This window comes from Paraglaciecola sp. 20A4, from assembly GCF_011378905.1.
Taxonomy (GTDB): Bacteria; Pseudomonadota; Gammaproteobacteria; order Enterobacterales; family Alteromonadaceae; genus Paraglaciecola.
In genome coordinates this window covers 1-15494 of record NZ_WTPY01000021.1, presented here as the reverse complement: position 1 = coordinate 15494, position 15494 = coordinate 1, and the positions used below count along the sequence as shown (strand labels likewise).

At 42.6% G+C, this 15494-nt stretch carries 12 protein-coding genes; all 12 read left to right on the top strand.

Going from position 1 to position 15494, the window contains the following annotated elements; genetic code table 11:
• Window positions 1-185: 185 nt before the first annotated feature.
• The 12 genes from lon to der all read left to right on the top strand — a co-directional run bounded on the left by lon (window position 186) and on the right by der (window position 15362).
• Entirely contained in the window at window positions 186-2552 is a 2367-nt protein-coding gene (gene lon / locus GQS54_RS16520) for an endopeptidase La (RefSeq protein WP_166425059.1), read from the top strand.
• 238 nt (window positions 2553-2790) lie between these two features.
• Window positions 2791-3063, top strand: a complete 273-nt coding sequence (gene hupB / locus GQS54_RS16515; RefSeq protein WP_006993116.1) for a nucleoid-associated protein HU-beta — start codon at window positions 2791-2793, stop codon at window positions 3061-3063.
• Between the two features lie 154 nt (window positions 3064-3217).
• Window positions 3218-5101 carry a SurA N-terminal domain-containing protein gene (locus GQS54_RS16510; RefSeq protein ID WP_166425058.1) on the top strand — a complete coding sequence of 628 codons (1884 nt, stop codon included), beginning with the start codon at window positions 3218-3220 and terminating at the stop codon, window positions 5099-5101.
• 442 nt (window positions 5102-5543) lie between these two features.
• Window positions 5544-5975 (top strand): nucleoside-diphosphate kinase, encoded by a 432-nt coding sequence (gene ndk / locus GQS54_RS16505; protein ID WP_158770825.1) that lies wholly within the window; start codon window positions 5544-5546, stop codon window positions 5973-5975.
• A 129-nt stretch (window positions 5976-6104) separates the two neighbouring features.
• Window positions 6105-7247 (top strand): bifunctional tRNA (adenosine(37)-C2)-methyltransferase TrmG/ribosomal RNA large subunit methyltransferase RlmN, encoded by a 1143-nt coding sequence (locus GQS54_RS16500; protein ID WP_166425057.1) that lies wholly within the window; start codon window positions 6105-6107, stop codon window positions 7245-7247.
• Window positions 7244-8260 carry a type IV pilus biogenesis/stability protein PilW gene (pilW, locus tag GQS54_RS16495; RefSeq protein ID WP_240919977.1) on the top strand — a complete coding sequence of 339 codons (1017 nt, stop codon included), beginning with the start codon at window positions 7244-7246 and terminating at the stop codon, window positions 8258-8260. The genes GQS54_RS16500 and pilW overlap by 4 nt, the downstream gene beginning before the upstream one ends.
• Window positions 8261-8293: 33 nt before the next feature.
• Window positions 8294-9304, top strand: coding sequence for a RodZ domain-containing protein (locus tag GQS54_RS16490; protein ID WP_166425056.1), 1011 nt, complete (start codon window positions 8294-8296; stop codon window positions 9302-9304).
• Between the two features lie 78 nt (window positions 9305-9382).
• Entirely contained in the window at window positions 9383-10501 is a 1119-nt protein-coding gene (ispG, locus tag GQS54_RS16485) for a flavodoxin-dependent (E)-4-hydroxy-3-methylbut-2-enyl-diphosphate synthase (RefSeq protein WP_166425055.1), read from the top strand.
• A gap of 113 nt (window positions 10502-10614) precedes the next feature.
• Window positions 10615-11895 carry a histidine--tRNA ligase gene (hisS, locus tag GQS54_RS16480; protein WP_166425054.1) on the top strand — a complete coding sequence of 427 codons (1281 nt, stop codon included), beginning with the start codon at window positions 10615-10617 and terminating at the stop codon, window positions 11893-11895.
• Between the two features lie 68 nt (window positions 11896-11963).
• Complete coding sequence (locus GQS54_RS16475) at window positions 11964-12587, top strand: tetratricopeptide repeat protein (RefSeq protein ID WP_166425053.1); 624 nt, start codon at window positions 11964-11966, stop codon at window positions 12585-12587.
• Window positions 12588-12597: 10 nt separating this feature from the next.
• Window positions 12598-13827: an outer membrane protein assembly factor BamB gene (gene bamB / locus GQS54_RS16470; protein ID WP_166425052.1), complete on the top strand. Its 1230-nt coding sequence runs from the start codon at window positions 12598-12600 to the stop codon at window positions 13825-13827.
• Window positions 13828-13913: 86 nt separating this feature from the next.
• A complete protein-coding gene (gene der, locus GQS54_RS16465) occupies window positions 13914-15362 on the top strand; it encodes a ribosome biogenesis GTPase Der (RefSeq protein WP_166425051.1) in 1449 nt (482 codons plus the stop codon).
• Window positions 15363-15494: the final 132 nt, after the last annotated feature.

Sequence of the window (15494 nt, the reverse complement as noted above, 5' to 3'; positions counted from 1 at the left end):
GTTTTACTTTCGATTAAGCATAAAGTTTTAGGTTGTATGGGAATATTGGCTTCTTTAGCGATCCAATTTGTGTTTTATTAAGGGTTTCAAGGGATTGTTTGCGTTTTTCGTTTGAACTTTTTGTGCAAAGCCCCATATACAATTTCATTGCGCCATTTTTCCTTTTTTATTACACGAGACACAATATGACCAAAGAGAATGTTGATTACACAGAAATGCCTGTCTTGGCATTACGTGATGTGGTGGTTTATCCACACATGGTTATTCCCTTATTTGTCGGTCGCGAGAAGTCGATACGTTGTTTAGAAGCAGCGATGGACAAAGACAAACAGATTTTTTTAGTAGCCCAAAAAGATGCCAGCACAGATGAGCCGCAGCCTGACGATATATTTACCGTAGGGACCATCGCGACTATTTTGCAGTTATTAAAGTTGCCTGATGGCACGGTAAAAGTATTGGTAGAAGGGAATCAGCGTGCGCAGATTGCAGATTTTGTCAGTACTGATGATTTCTTCATTGCTAATATCGCCATCAAGGAAGACCTTGAGGTAGACGAAAGCGAGCAAGAAGTGATTATCCGCTCGGCAATTTCGCAGTTTGAAGGTTACGTTAAATTAAATAAAAAAATTCCTCCAGAGGTGCTTACCTCGTTGAGTGGTATCGAACAAGCAGCCCGACTAGCTGATACCATGGCAGCACATATGCCTCTTAAGTTAGCTGAAAAGCAGAAAGTATTGGAGATGGATCAAGTTAATGATCGTCTTGAATACTTAATGGCGCTGATGGAAAGCGAAATCGATTTGCTTCAGGTGGAAAAGAAGATCCGCACCCGAGTTAAGAAGCAAATGGAAAAGAGCCAGCGCGAGTATTATTTGAATGAGCAAATGAAGGCTATTCAAAAAGAGCTTGGTGAACTAGATGAAGCGCCTGACGAATTTGAAGCATTAAGCAAAAAAATCGAAGATGCTAAAATGCCTGAAGAAGCTAAGAAAAAAGCAACGACAGAGCTAAGCAAACTGAAAATGATGTCTCCAATGTCTGCTGAGGCGACAGTTGTACGCAGTTACATTGATTGGCTGACCAATGTTCCTTGGACTAAGCGCAGTGCCGTGAAGAAAGATTTGGCAGCAGCAGATAAGTTACTTGATACAGAACATTATGGTTTAGAGAAAGTTAAAGAACGTATTATTGAATATTTAGCGGTTCAACAACGTGTTAAAAAGCTTAAAGGGCCTATTTTATGCTTAGTGGGTCCTCCTGGAGTAGGTAAGACCTCTCTTGGACAGTCAATTGCTAAAGCAACAGGCCGAAAGTATGTGCGCATGGCGTTGGGCGGCGTTCGTGATGAAGCTGAAATTCGAGGGCACAGACGCACCTACATTGGTTCTATGCCGGGCAAGTTGATTCAGAAAATGGCTAAAGTTGGCGTGAAAAATCCGTTATTTTTGCTTGATGAAATCGACAAGATGTCATCCGATATGCGCGGCGATCCTTCATCAGCTTTACTGGAAGTACTGGATCCTGAACAAAACGGTACTTTTAGTGATCATTACCTAGAAGTTGATTACGATCTTTCCGATGTAATGTTTGTGGCAACGTCAAACAGTATGGACATTCCAGGCCCTTTACTGGATCGAATGGAAGTGATCCGTCTATCCGGTTATACAGAAGATGAAAAACTGAATATAGCCATGCGCCATTTACTGGATAAGCAAATCGCTCGCAACGGGCTCAAGGCTAAAGAACTAGTTATTGAAGAATCAGCGATTATGGGGATTATCCGTCATTATACGCGAGAGGCTGGCGTGCGGAATTTAGAGCGTGAAATTTCTAAAATTTGTCGCAAAGCCGTTAAAAATATTCTGCTGAATAAAGACACTAAATGCGTAACTGTTAACCAAGACAACTTGGCCGACTACCTTGGTGTACAACGCTTTGACTACGGAAAAGCAGAAAATAATAATCAAATAGGTCAAGTCACAGGTCTCGCCTGGACTCAAGTCGGTGGTGAATTATTGACCATTGAAACTACATCAGTTGTAGGTAAAGGTAAAATGACATTCACTGGTTCCCTAGGTGATGTTATGCAAGAGTCGATTCAGACAGCTATGACAGTCGTGCGCAGTCGTGCAGAAAAACTGCGTATTAATAGTGATTTCCATGAAAAACGTGATATCCATGTTCACGTACCAGAAGGCGCTACGCCAAAGGATGGACCAAGTGCGGGTATAGCTATGTGTACAGCGCTTGTTTCGACACTTACCGGTAATCCTGTTCGTTGCGATGTCGCAATGACGGGCGAAATTACATTGCGTGGCGAAGTATTGGCAATTGGTGGATTAAAAGAGAAATTACTCGCTGCTCATCGAGGGGGAATAAAAACCGTTATCATTCCAAAAGAGAATGAACGCGATTTACAAGAGATACCAGATAATGTAAAACAAGACCTATCTATTCATCCTGTTAGATGGATAGACGAAGTTTTGGAGTTAGCATTGCAAGAAAATCCCGAGCGTTTTAGCCTTGAAAAGCCGAGCAAGGGTAAAAAATAGCCACTTAGGGCTAGTTTTTTCGTTTTTTTTGGAAATAAGGGCTTCAATCATCAAAAAGTTGTGGTAGCCTTTGTTCCAGTTTCGCTTTAGGCCTTGTCACAAAAGGGATTGCGGCGATATCTATAAAGTTAAAAATTTGTGAATTTATGCTTGAAGTTCAAATTTAAGCTTGGTATAACATTTTCCGCATTCTTGTTTGCGGATAATTAATATAATAACAATTGAAGGGGATCATATTGTGAATAAGTCTCAACTTATCGACCAAATCGCTGCAAGTGCAGATATTTCTAAAGCAGCTTCAGGACGTGCACTAGATGCATTGACTGACGCAATCACTGCAGCACTTAAAGAAGGTGATCAAGTTGCTCTTGTAGGTTTCGGTACATTCTCTGTACGTGAGCGTGCTGCTCGTAGTGGTCGTAATCCACAGACTGGCGAAACTATCCAAATTTCTGCTGCTAAGGTTCCGTCGTTTAAAGCTGGTAAAGCGCTTAAAGACGCTTGTAACTAAGCAAAGTTTTTCAGTTAAAAAGGCGATGATTTATCATCGCCTTTTGTTTATCTGCTGTTAATTAATGATTACGTTTAATATATAATCCTGCCTCCTTAATATTTAGTAAAAATTCAGCTTATCTCAAGCAACTCACTTGGAGTTAAAAACGAACATGTTGGAAAGAATCAGAGAGGGAACCCAAGGCAAGTGGGCCATGGCTATCCTAGGGTTGGTGATTTTAAGTTTTATGTTTGCCGGTGTAGGCAGTTATATCAACTCATCTGCCGAAACTGCGGCAGCTAAAGTCAACGACGACACAATTTCACAAGCGGATCTTGAACGCGCTTATCAAAATGAACGCGGACGTATGGAATCTCAATACGGCGACGCATTCGCGGCATTGACTGCCGATAGCGCTTACTTACAACAATTTAGACAAGGCATATTAGATCGTTTGATCGGAGAAAAATTGCTTGAACAAGCCGCAGTTGACCTAGGTCTTCGCGTTAGTGATGCGCAAATCAAACAAGCTATAGTCGCCATGCCAGAATTTCAGTTTGATGGTAAGTTCGATAACGAAAGATATACTGCTGTTCTACGTCAAGCTGGATTTCAACCAAACGAATTCCGTGATTATATGCGCGTAGATATGACTCGCCGTCAACTTTCAAACGCTTTATTAGGTTCTGAATTTACCTTAGTCGCTGAATCAAAGCAGGCATACAAACTGCAACAACAAACACGTGATGCGCGCTATTTAACCATACCAGCAAAGCCGTTTGGCGAAGAAATTACGATATCTCCTGAGGACATCGAAAATTATTACCAAGCTAACATTACTCAATTTGATACCCAGCAGAAAGTCAGTCTTGCTTATGTAGAACTGTCGGTAGACGATTTGTTGGCAGATATAGTGGTTTCAGATGATGAAGCTGAGCAATACTATGAACAGAATATCCAAGATTTTAGAACACAAGAAGAGCGCAGAGCATCGCATATCCTTGTTGAATTTGGTGATGATGAGCAACAAGCTGCCGATTTAGCCGAAGATATCTTAGCGAAAGTGAATGATGGTGGCGATTTTGCTGAATTAGCAAAAGAATATTCAAGTGATACTTTTAGTGCCGAGAACGGCGGCGACCTAGATTGGTTCAGCCTTGGAATGATGGATCCTGCTTTCGAAGAGGCTGCATTTGGCTTGACTAACGTTGGTGATGTATCAACCGTTGTTAAAAGTGAGTTTGGTTTTCATATTATCAAACTAACCGATATCAAACCTGAGCAAACGAGTCCTTATGCTGATGTGAAAGAAGACGTACTTGCTAAAATAAAAACAGAAAAGGCCGAAGAAGACTTTTATGCTAAGCAACAACGTATGGCTGAAGTCGCATTTGAAGTGCCTGATAGCTTAGATGAAGTTGCCGGTATTGCTGATTTAGACGTACAAACCACAGTTTTATTTAGTCAAGAAAATGTACCACAAGAGGTTAATTTTCCGGACGTTGTAGCTCAAGCCTTTTCTGATGAGTTGATTAATGATCAAGTGAACAGTGATGTTATTGAGTTAGGTGACAATCACATCATGTTTGTCCGTGTGGCCGATTACGAAGCTCAGCGCACCAAAGCGCTTGATGAAGTGACTGCTCAAATTACTGATCTTCTATTAGCTGAAAAAGCGCAACAAGCAGCCAGAACATGGGCGGATTCGCTGTTAGCTGATGTGCAGTCTGAGCAAGATATTAGCGAGAAGCTGAAATCTAAAGGTATTGAATGGCAAGAGCAAGACGCGATAGCCAGAAACGGTTCATCCGCAGCACCCAGTATCGTTGATGCATTATTTAAATTGACGACTAATAAAGATTCTAACGCTCAGGTTGTGGACTTGTTTAATGGTGATGTTGGACTTGTACAATTAATTAAGGTTAATCAAGGCGCAGATATTCCAAGCACTGATGTGGCAGCATTGCAAAATAGATTATCTACTATGCGTGCTCAATTTACATATGGTGAGTTTATTAACGCTCTTCGTGATCAAGCTGACGTCGAAATTTATTAGGTGGTTAGTTAGTGAGAAAAAAGGAGCTGACGCTCCTTTTTTTGTATTTGTTATATCAATTTCAGGTGGCGGTAAGCCATAGCATCAGGGTATAAAATACTGCGATGATGGCAGAGAATGCCAAAATATAGATAAAACCTTGTTTACCTTGGCTGATGTTAAACCCCCTTAGCCTGAGATAGGTAAACCATAGTAAACACAAAATTAACGGTAACAGAAAAAGTAGCCTTAACACCGTCTCTCCTTATTGTTTATTTTTGTTGATGCATCATAACCAGTTTGTAGCATCTAATAAACGCCAATTTTCTGTGTTCATCAATGATGTATACCTGTGTTTGCTAAGTGCGCTACATTAATTTTCCGATTTGTTGGGCTTTTGCTTAGGAAACGCATATAATCCGCGCGAATTTTTAATCATCTATTTTGTTATCGGAGACCAATCATGGCCTTAGAACGTACTTTTTCAATTATTAAACCTGACGCAGTTGCAAAAAATGTAATCGGCGCAATTTACAACCGTTTCGAAAGCGCAGGTCTACGTATCGTTGCTTCTAAAATGCTTCACCTTAGCAAAGAGCAAGCAGAAGGCTTCTATGCTGAGCATAGCGAACGTCCTTTTTTCGGTGCTTTAGTTGAATTTATGACATCTGGTCCAGTTATGGTTCAGGTTTTAGAAGGCGAAAACGCTGTTCTTAAAAATCGTGAAATCATGGGCGCAACTAACCCAGCTGACGCGCTTGCTGGTACTTTACGTGCTGACTATGCTGCTTCAATTGATGAAAATGCTTGTCACGGTTCAGATGCTCCTGAATCAGCAGCACGTGAAATTGCATACTTCTTCTCAGACGAAGAAATTTGCCCACGTACACGTTAATTTTTAACGTTTGTATTTAAGGGAGCTTAGGCTCCCTTTTGCGATCTAAATGCTATGTAACGCCAACAAAATGGCAGTTTTAGTATAAAAAATGTACACTAGTTTCTTTTAAATGAGGTATCCCGTTCCATGTCAGAAGTGATGTCAGCAAAACCGACTAAAATCAATTTACTTAACTTCAACCGTGCAGGTTTGAGAGAGTATTTTAGTTCGATTGGCGAAAAGCCATTTCGTGCCGACCAAATGATGAAATGGATTTATCAACTAGGGATCTCTGATTTTGATCAAATGACTAATTTGAACAAGGCATTGCGAGAAAAACTTACTGCGCAGTGTGAGATAAAAGCACCTGAAATCGCCTATCAACAAGATGCATCTGACGGAACAATTAAATTTGCCCTTCGTTTAGAAGGCGGTCAAGAAGTCGAAACCGTATGGATCCCCGATGGCGATCGCGCAACTCTTTGCGTTTCTTCTCAAGTTGGCTGTGCATTAGAGTGCACTTTTTGTTCTACCGCCCAACAGGGATTTAATCGTAATCTAAGTGTATCTGAAATAATAGGTCAGGTATGGCGTGTAGCCACCACTATTGGCTTGTCAAACGACAGCGCTAAACGCCCGATTAGTAACGTGGTTATGATGGGCATGGGCGAACCGCTATTGAATCTTAAAAATGTGGTACCGGCTATGGATCTTATGCTTGATGATCTAGCCTTTGGTTTATCAAAGCGCCGAGTGACCTTGAGCACATCAGGTGTCGTGCCTGCTCTTGATATGTTAGGTGACCAGATTGATGTAGCATTGGCTATTTCATTACACGCCCCAGACGATGAGCTGCGTGATGTACTTGTGCCAGTTAATAAAAAGTATCCCATTGAAGTATTTTTAGCCAGCGTGCGTCGCTATCTTGCTAAATCTCACGCTAATCAAGGTAAAGTAACCGTTGAATATGTGATGTTAAACGGTATTAACGATAGTACTGACCAAGCACATGCGCTTGCTAAAGTACTTGCTGATACACCGTGTAAGTTAAACCTTATTCCATTTAACCCTTATCCAGGTTCGCCTTACACGCGTTCGAGTAATTCACGAATTGATCGTTTTGCCAAAGTGCTTTCTAGTTATGGTTTAATGGTCGTAGTGCGTAAGACGCGTGGTGATGATATAGACGCCGCCTGTGGCCAATTAGTTGGCGATGTAGTGGATAGAACGAAACGTTTGTTGAAAAAACAGCTGAAGGGTGAAGAAATTTCGGTGAAAGTGGAGCATTGAGTATTATCTGCTTTATTCCTATGAAATTTTTCCGCTTACTTAGCCTACTTATGGTATTGGGTCTTTGTGCGTGCGTCAGCCAAGGTAATTATTCAAGTACCGATGATTTTGATAAACAACGTGCTGCTAAAACTCGGTTATCGTTGGGGTTAACCTATTTAAAAAATGGTAACTATAGCCAAGCGAAGTTCAATCTTGATAAAGCGATTGAGTTTGATCCCCAACTTGCTGACGTTCATTACGGGTTGGCGTACTATTACCAGAAAGTAGAAGAGTACGATTCTGCATCTCAGGCCTATCTGAAAGCTATAAAAATTGCCCCAGAAAATGCTGACATCGCTAATAGCTATGGTGCCTTTCTGTGTGAAAGAGGCGACTATGAACAAGCTAAGGTTTATTTTTTCAAAGCGTTAAATAGTGATGTCTATAATTCATCTGCTGAAACCTATGAGAATTTGGCGCTATGTAGTCAAAGTCAAAATGCGCTTGACGACGCAATTGGTTTTACGCAAGACGCCTTGAATCACCAGCCAGGACGAGCAAAGAGTTTATTCTTACTTACGCAGTTACAATTGCAAGCCCATCGGTTTGCAGCTGCTCGTGACAGTTTAAGACGTTATGAGCGCGTTGCATCAGTATCAGCTGACAGTCTATGGTTAGCTGTACAAATAGAGCAGGGAGCCGGGGCCCCGAAGCGTGCGAGCGATTATGCTAATATGCTGGTCAGCTTGTACCCTGATTTTCAGCCTGCATATAATTATTTGAATGGTACCAGCATTATCAGCGACGCGTTTGAAGCAACGAGACAAGCACCTCTTGTTCAGCCCAAACCTGAAGTATCACCAAAAAAATTAGCACAGAATCAATACCATGTTGTTGCATCGAAAGAGAATCTTTATCGCCTTTCACTGCAATATAACGTTAAGATGAGTCAACTCATGGAATGGAATAATATTTCTGATCCAGCATCGATATATATCGGACAAAAATTAATTATTGTTGAACCCAAATAATCGTCCCAGTAAATTAAGAGTAGCGTTAGTTAAATGAGTGAAGAAGTGCAACACGTAGAAGAAACTCAGGTTAATGGCCCAGGCCCAGTATTAAAAGCTGCGCGCTTAGAAAAGGGCTTTTCGGTTGAGTATATTGCCAGTCAAATCCATTTGAAGTCCGGCTTAATCACAGCCTTGGAAGAAGACAAGTACGACCCAAGTATTTCAATGACCTTTATAAAAGGTTATCTAAAATTATATGCGCGTCAGGTTGGTGTATCTGAGGCACAAGTGCTTGATGGTCTCGATAATTTGAATATGCACAAGAAAGAGCCCGCGAAACTACAAAGTTTCTCTCGTCGCGTTGCGCATCAAGCTAACGACGACAAACTCATGATGGTGACTTATCTCATATTAGCGGTCGTGGTGGCATTGGTTGTCGTGTGGTGGTTTCAACAAAGTGATAACGATAAAGTTGATACGCTTGAGGCTCCAACCGTTCAAACTAAGGCCGTAGATTCAGATAACGCGACTAACTCACAAGCGCTAAATAAAGACGCAGTTGTTGATACGACAGGCTCTAATCAAGTGAATGAACCAACAGAAGGTTCTGCAAATAGCACGCTGCAAACCTCTATCAAAAACACTATTGAAGCCAATGGCCCAGAAACTGTCAATGGTAGCACTGCTCTAGTTGAGCCAAGTTTACAGAGTAAAGTACCGGCAGATAATGCTCAAAAGGTTGAAAATATCATTGCTGCCCAGACTCAAGTTCAAACAACACAAAGTGCAGATATTGAAAATATCGCCCATGACGGCCTTGTTGATATCGTCTTTCAGTTTGCTGATGATTGTTGGGTCAGTGTTGTGGATGCGACGGGAGAAACAATCGCTGTCGGTGTCAAAGTGTCAGGACGAGTGATGAATGTATCCGGTAAGCCGCCCTTCGAAGTTATATTAGGCGCTCCCAGTGAGGTCAGTATCCGTTATGCTGGCGAGGACATCGATATGTCTTTCTTGACACCTAATAGCACAGCAAAATTTACCTTACCTTTGTCACTATAATCTGTTTAATTAATCGATGATAAACCGTTACGATTTATCATCGATTAAATACGTTATCAAATTGAGTTAGGAAACAGCATGTTTGCAGAGTCACCGATTAAACGCCGAGTATCAACCAGAATCAATGTGGGTAAGGTTCCTATTGGTGATGGAGCGCCCATAGCAGTGCAGTCGATGACCAACACCCCCACGACTGACGTAGATGCGACCGTTGCGCAGATTAAACGTATTGTCGCTGTAGGCGGCGAAATTGTTCGTGTATCAGTACCGACTATGGATGCAGCAGAAGCGTTTAAGCTCATCAAGCAACAAGTTGATGTACCGTTAATTGCCGATATCCATTTCGACTACCGTATTGCCTTAAAAGTGGCTGAATATGGGGTAGATTGCCTGCGTATTAATCCAGGTAACATCGGCAGCATGGACCGTGTTCGTTCGGTCGTTGATTGTGCGCGTGATTATGGTATTCCTATACGTATAGGTGTAAATGGTGGTTCATTAGAAAAAGACATTCAAGAAAAGTATGGCGAGCCGACACCAGAAGCGCTTGTTGAGTCCGCTATGCGTCATGTCGATATTTTAGATAAGTTGAATTTTGATCAATTTAAAGTCAGCGTAAAGGCCTCTGATGTATTTTTAGCCGTGGGCGCTTACCGAGCGTTAGCGCAAAAGATTGATCAACCCCTGCATTTGGGTATTACCGAAGCTGGTGGCTTTAGAGCCGGTGCGGTCAAAAGTGCTGTGGGTTTAGGTATGCTGCTTGCTGAGGGGATTGGCGACACTATTCGTATTTCATTAGCCGCTGATCCCGTGGAAGAGATCAAAGTCGGCTTCGATATTCTGAAGTCTTTACGTATCCGCTCACGAGGCATCAATTTTATTGCCTGTCCAAGTTGTTCTCGTCAGGAATTTGATGTAATCAGTACCGTCAATGCATTAGAGACGCGTTTAGAGGACTTATTAACCCCAATGGACGTCTCCATTATTGGCTGTGTTGTAAATGGTCCTGGTGAAGCTGAAGTTTCAGATTTGGGCTTAACAGGGGCACGAAACATGAGTGGTTACTACGTTGATGGCAAGCGTCAAAAAGAACGTTTATCGAATGACGACTTAGTTGACCAACTAGAAAAACGCATACGTGCCAAGGCTGCACTGCTTGATAGCAGCAAGAAAATAGACGTAAAAAACCTCGGTTAAAGGCTGACCTAAGTAAAAAAGTGCGATAAAGCCGCGTCTTCGTTTACGTTTACCGACATCGCCCCTATAATACGGGGCTTTTTAATACTATCTAGTCAAAGAGAATTTCTTTAGTGTCTAAACAAATACAGGCAATACGAGGCATGAATGATTGCCTTCCTGAGCAGTCAGGCTTATGGCAATGGGCAGAGAAAGCAATCCGTGAAGTCGTTGCCAGTTACGGTTATCAAGAGATCCGCACACCCATTGTTGAAAGTACTGATCTTTTTAAACGCTCTATTGGCGAAGTAACCGATATAGTTGAAAAGGAAATGTACACGTTTGCTGATCGTAATGAGGAAAGTTTAACCTTACGTCCAGAAGGCACCGCTAGTGTGGTGCGTGCGGGCAACGAACATGGCTTACTTTACCATCAACAGCAGCGTCTATGGTACCTAGGACCCATGTTTCGTTATGAGCGTCCACAAAAAGGGCGTTATCGTCAGTTTCATCAGTTCGGTGTGGAAGTGTTCGGTTTAGCCGGACCTGATATCGATGCTGAAGTTATTGCGCTGAGCGGACGTTTATGGAAAAAATTTGGAATTGCCGATCAGGTCACATTAGAGCTCAACTCATTGGGCTCTAATGAAGCGCGTGAAACATATCGCCAAGCATTGGTCGAGTACCTTGAGTTAAGAAAAGATCAATTGGACGAAGACTGCCTTCGTCGCTTGGAAAGTAACCCGCTTCGGGTATTGGATAGCAAGAACCCCCAGGTTCAAGCTGCTATTAGTGACGCTCCAAGTTTAATTGATTACTTAGATGCTGAATCTAAAGAACATTTTCAATCATTGTGTGAACGTTTAGACGCCTTAGGTATCCAATACCGAGTTAATCCTCGATTGGTACGTGGGTTAGATTATTATAATCGTACTGTTTTCGAATGGGTAACTGACAGTTTAGGAGCCCAAGGAACGGTTTGTGCTGGCGGTCGCTATGACGGACTCGTAGAACAGTTGGGAGGTAAGCCCACTCAAGGAGTTGGTTTTGCTATCGGTATGGAACGCCTCGTATTGATGCTTCAGGCATGCGGTGCCCAAGAGTTTGTTGCCGACCCGGTTGACGTCTACGTCACGGCGATGGGGGATGAAGTTGAACTTTATGCACTTCAGATTGCAGAAAGTTTGCGTGATGTCATGCCAACCCTTAGAGTACAAACCCATTTTGGTGGCGGTAACTTTAAGAAACAAATGAAGCGCGCAGATAAAAGTGCTGCCCGTGTTGCGTTGGTGCTAGGAGAGACCGAGCAACAAGAAGCGTTAGTTAGTATTAAGTTTTTACGTGAAGATAAGCCACAAATACAGGTTGCTCGCTCAGCGTTAGTATCGACTTTAGCCGAGCTCTTTTCACTTTAATATTTGTTTGAACAGATAATTAGTCACTGCTTGATATAAAGACAGTGCTGCAGTCAGAGGAAGTTGCGATGGAACATTACGAAACAGAAGAACAACAAGTTGAAGCGATAAAACGATTTTGGAAAGAGAACGGCACAGCGATTATTGTTGGCGCGGTACTCGGTTTAGGTGGCTTGTGGGGATGGCGTTATTATAACGATGAACAAATCGCTTCCAAAGAACAAGCATCAGCAGCGTTTGAAGCTCAGACCGCATCTTTACAAGCAAAAGATGCAAGCTTTGGTGACGCCAAGCAGTACATCGATCAAAACAGTGACAGTGGTTATGCGCTATTAATGGCTTTTCAACTTGCTCAGCAAGCCATTGATCGTAAAGACTTAAACGAAGCAGAAAAGCAATTATCTTTTGCCGCTAATAATAGTGATAGTGAAGCAGTCAATGGACTTGCGAATTTACGTTTAGCGCGCGTGCAATTAGCACTAGAACAGCCAGAGAAAGCACTTGCCAGTATTGAAAAGGTGACTGCCATTGCGTTTAGTGCGCAGCAGCAAGAAATTAAAGGTGATATTTACGTTAAGCAGGAAATGTTTGATAAAGCACGTAGCGCTTATAGCGCAGCACTTGCAGCTAACAGTGCCAACAATATCGTAAAAATGAAGCTCGATAACTTGGCTCTTGCGGCCAATGGGTAAGGATCGAAACGTGAAGAAAGCATTACTGCCGTTGCTACTTGTCAGCACCTTTGGTTTATCAGCCTGTAGCACTATTTCAGGTTGGTTTACCGATGACGAAGAATTAGAAATTCGTATTCTCAAGCCAATTGACGTTGAGTTTACCCCCACCACGGTATGGGATACCGAATTAGGTGATGGTATAGACCATTACTTCTCTCGCTTAAAACCTGCGGTCGCTTACGACATGGTGTTTGCTGCTAACCGTCAAGGGAAAGTAGCCGCCTATAGTAAAGAAACAGGCAAAGAAATCTGGCATAAAAATTATGCAGTCTTTAACCACGAAGGGTTTACTTCAAGTATTACTAACTTATGGTCAAATGGCGTTTCTGCTAAAATAGCAGGTGGTTTAGCGGTTGCTTACGAAACACTGTTTTTTGGCACAGAGAACGGCGATGTGACTGCACTTGATGTTCATACTGGTGAACAAAAGTGGTCAGTAAAAGTTAAAGGTGAAGTGCTTGCATCGCCCGCAATTGATGAGAGCGTAGTCGTTATAAATACTGGCTCAGGTTTAATGTTCGGCTTAGATGCAGAATCAGGTGAGCAAATTTGGTCTTATGAGTCAGATGTTCCACCATTATCGCTCCGTGGTATAGCAGCACCTGTTGCTGCAAATGGTGGGGCGATTGTTGGTACTGCGTCTGGTAAATTAGCCGTTAATATTTTAGCGACAGGCCAAACCGCTTGGGAACAACCTATTGGTTCTGCAACGGGCGCAACTGAGCTTGACCGCATCGTCGATATCGATAGTAAACCGTTGGTTTCAGGTGGCGTCATTTATGTGATTTCTTTCGATGGCAGTTTGGCATCGGTCGAACTTCGAAGTGGTCGTGTCATTTGGAAGCGTGAATACAAGTCATATCGTCGTTTAACCCAAGCTGGGAATACCTTGTTTGTTGTTGATGCAAGCAGTAACGTGTATGCGCTCGATGCACGAAATGGTATCGAGTTGTGGAGTCAAGGCGCTTTGAAGCAGCGTTCATTAACGGCCGCCGAACCTGTTGGGGATTACCTCGTAGCAGGTGATAAGTGGGGTTTCTTACATTTCTTCAACCAAACTGACGGTAAGATTGTCGCTCGGGTTGATGTGGGTGGCGATGACGAAGATGAGAGTATTTACAGTGCGCCAGTGGTTGATGGCAAGATGCTGTATACTCAAACTCGTGATGGTAAGTTAGTGGCGATCCAAGTTCCCTAACAGACCTTTAGTTGGCTTACGCCACTGTTATATTATTATCGGCTCAGGCTACTCCTGAGCCGTTTGCGTTTTAAGGATTGAGAAATATGTTACCCGTTGTTGCCTTAGTTGGCCGCCCTAATGTGGGTAAATCCACGTTGTTTAATCGCCTAACGCGTACTCGAGATGCGTTAGTTGCGGATTTCCCTGGATTAACCCGTGACCGTAAATACGGTCAGGCTAATTATGAAGGACTACAGTTTATTGTGGTTGATACTGGCGGCATCAGTGGTGACGAACAAGGTATCGATGTAGCAATGGCTCAGCAATCACTTATGGCGATTGATGAAGCCGATGTTGTCATGTTTTTAGTTGATGCTCGCGCTGGCTTGACGGCAGCCGACCAAGGTATTGCTGAGCATTTACGTAAACAGAACAAATCAGTTTATGTTGTGGCCAATAAAGTAGATGGAATCGATGGTGACAGTGAAAGCGCTGATTTCTTTGCTCTAGGTTTAGGAGATGTTAGTCAAATTGCAGCTGCCCATGGTCGAGGTGTAACACAATTACTGACACTGACCTTGATGCCTCTCTCGGAACAGTTTCCGGATATGCAAGTGCCAGAAGATGATGGCGTCGTTGAAGAGATTGATGCGGAAAAACAACTTGAAAAATTGCTCGCATCACCTATCAAACTTGCCATAGTCGGTAAGCCAAACGTAGGTAAATCTACACTGACTAACCGCATTCTCGGTGAAGAGCGGGTCGTGGTGTATGACGAACCTGGAACAACCCGAGATAGCATATTTATTCCCATGGAGCGCGATGGCAGAGAATATGTTCTTATCGATACTGCAGGTGTACGTAGGCGCCGAAATATATCTGAAGCCGTTGAAAAATTCTCTATTGTTAAAACGTTGCAGGCTATCGAAGAGGCGAACGTTGTATTGTTGGTTATTGATGCGCAAGAAGGTGTGACTGATCAAGATCTTAGTTTATTAGGATTTGTACTCAATTCAGGCCGTTCACTTGTTGTCGCGATAAATAAATGGGACGGTTTAGCCAAAGACGTGAAAGAGGAAATCAAGCGTGAACTAGATAGACGTTTAGGTTTTATCGACTTTGCTCGTTTGCATTTTATATCAGCCTTGCACGGTACCAACGTCGGGCACTTGTTTGAGTCGGTTCAAGAAGCATACAACAGTGCGACTAAGCGTATTAATACCTCGATGCTAACGCGTATTATGGACATGGCCCAAGCTGACCATCAGCCGCCAGTTGTACGTGGTCGCCGGGTTAAAATGAAATACGCTCATGCGGGCGGATATAACCCACCCATCATTGTGATCCACGGTAATCAAGTGAAAGACCTGCCTGATTCTTATAAACGTTACATGATGAATTACTTCCGTAAGTCATTGAAGGTGATGGGCACGCCGATAAAAATTGAGTTTCGTGAAGGAGCCAATCCGTTCGAGAGTAATAAGAATATTATGAATGATTCACAGCGTCGTAAACGTAAATTACTCATGCGTATGCACAAGAACAACAAATAGTTTAAGAATTCGTCATACAAGACCCATTCAATGAAGATAAAAAAGCCCTTTAATTATGAAGTGACCCCCAATAGTTGGACATTCCAATTACTGGGGGTCTTTTTATGTCCAAACATCATAGAGTATTTAAGT

Coding starts and splice junctions, on each gene's coding strand:
- der (WP_166425051.1), top strand. CDS start 13,914: ATGTTACCCGTTGTTGCCTTAGTTGGCCGCCCTAATGTGGGTAAATCC.
- lon (WP_166425059.1), top strand. CDS start 186: ATGACCAAAGAGAATGTTGATTACACAGAAATGCCTGTCTTGGCATTA.
- GQS54_RS16475 (WP_166425053.1), top strand. CDS start 11,964: ATGGAACATTACGAAACAGAAGAACAACAAGTTGAAGCGATAAAACGA.
- GQS54_RS16490 (WP_166425056.1), top strand. CDS start 8,294: ATGAGTGAAGAAGTGCAACACGTAGAAGAAACTCAGGTTAATGGCCCA.
- ispG (WP_166425055.1), top strand. CDS start 9,383: ATGTTTGCAGAGTCACCGATTAAACGCCGAGTATCAACCAGAATCAAT.
- GQS54_RS16510 (WP_166425058.1), top strand. CDS start 3,218: ATGTTGGAAAGAATCAGAGAGGGAACCCAAGGCAAGTGGGCCATGGCT.
- GQS54_RS16500 (WP_166425057.1), top strand. CDS start 6,105: ATGTCAGAAGTGATGTCAGCAAAACCGACTAAAATCAATTTACTTAAC.
- ndk (WP_158770825.1), top strand. CDS start 5,544: ATGGCCTTAGAACGTACTTTTTCAATTATTAAACCTGACGCAGTTGCA.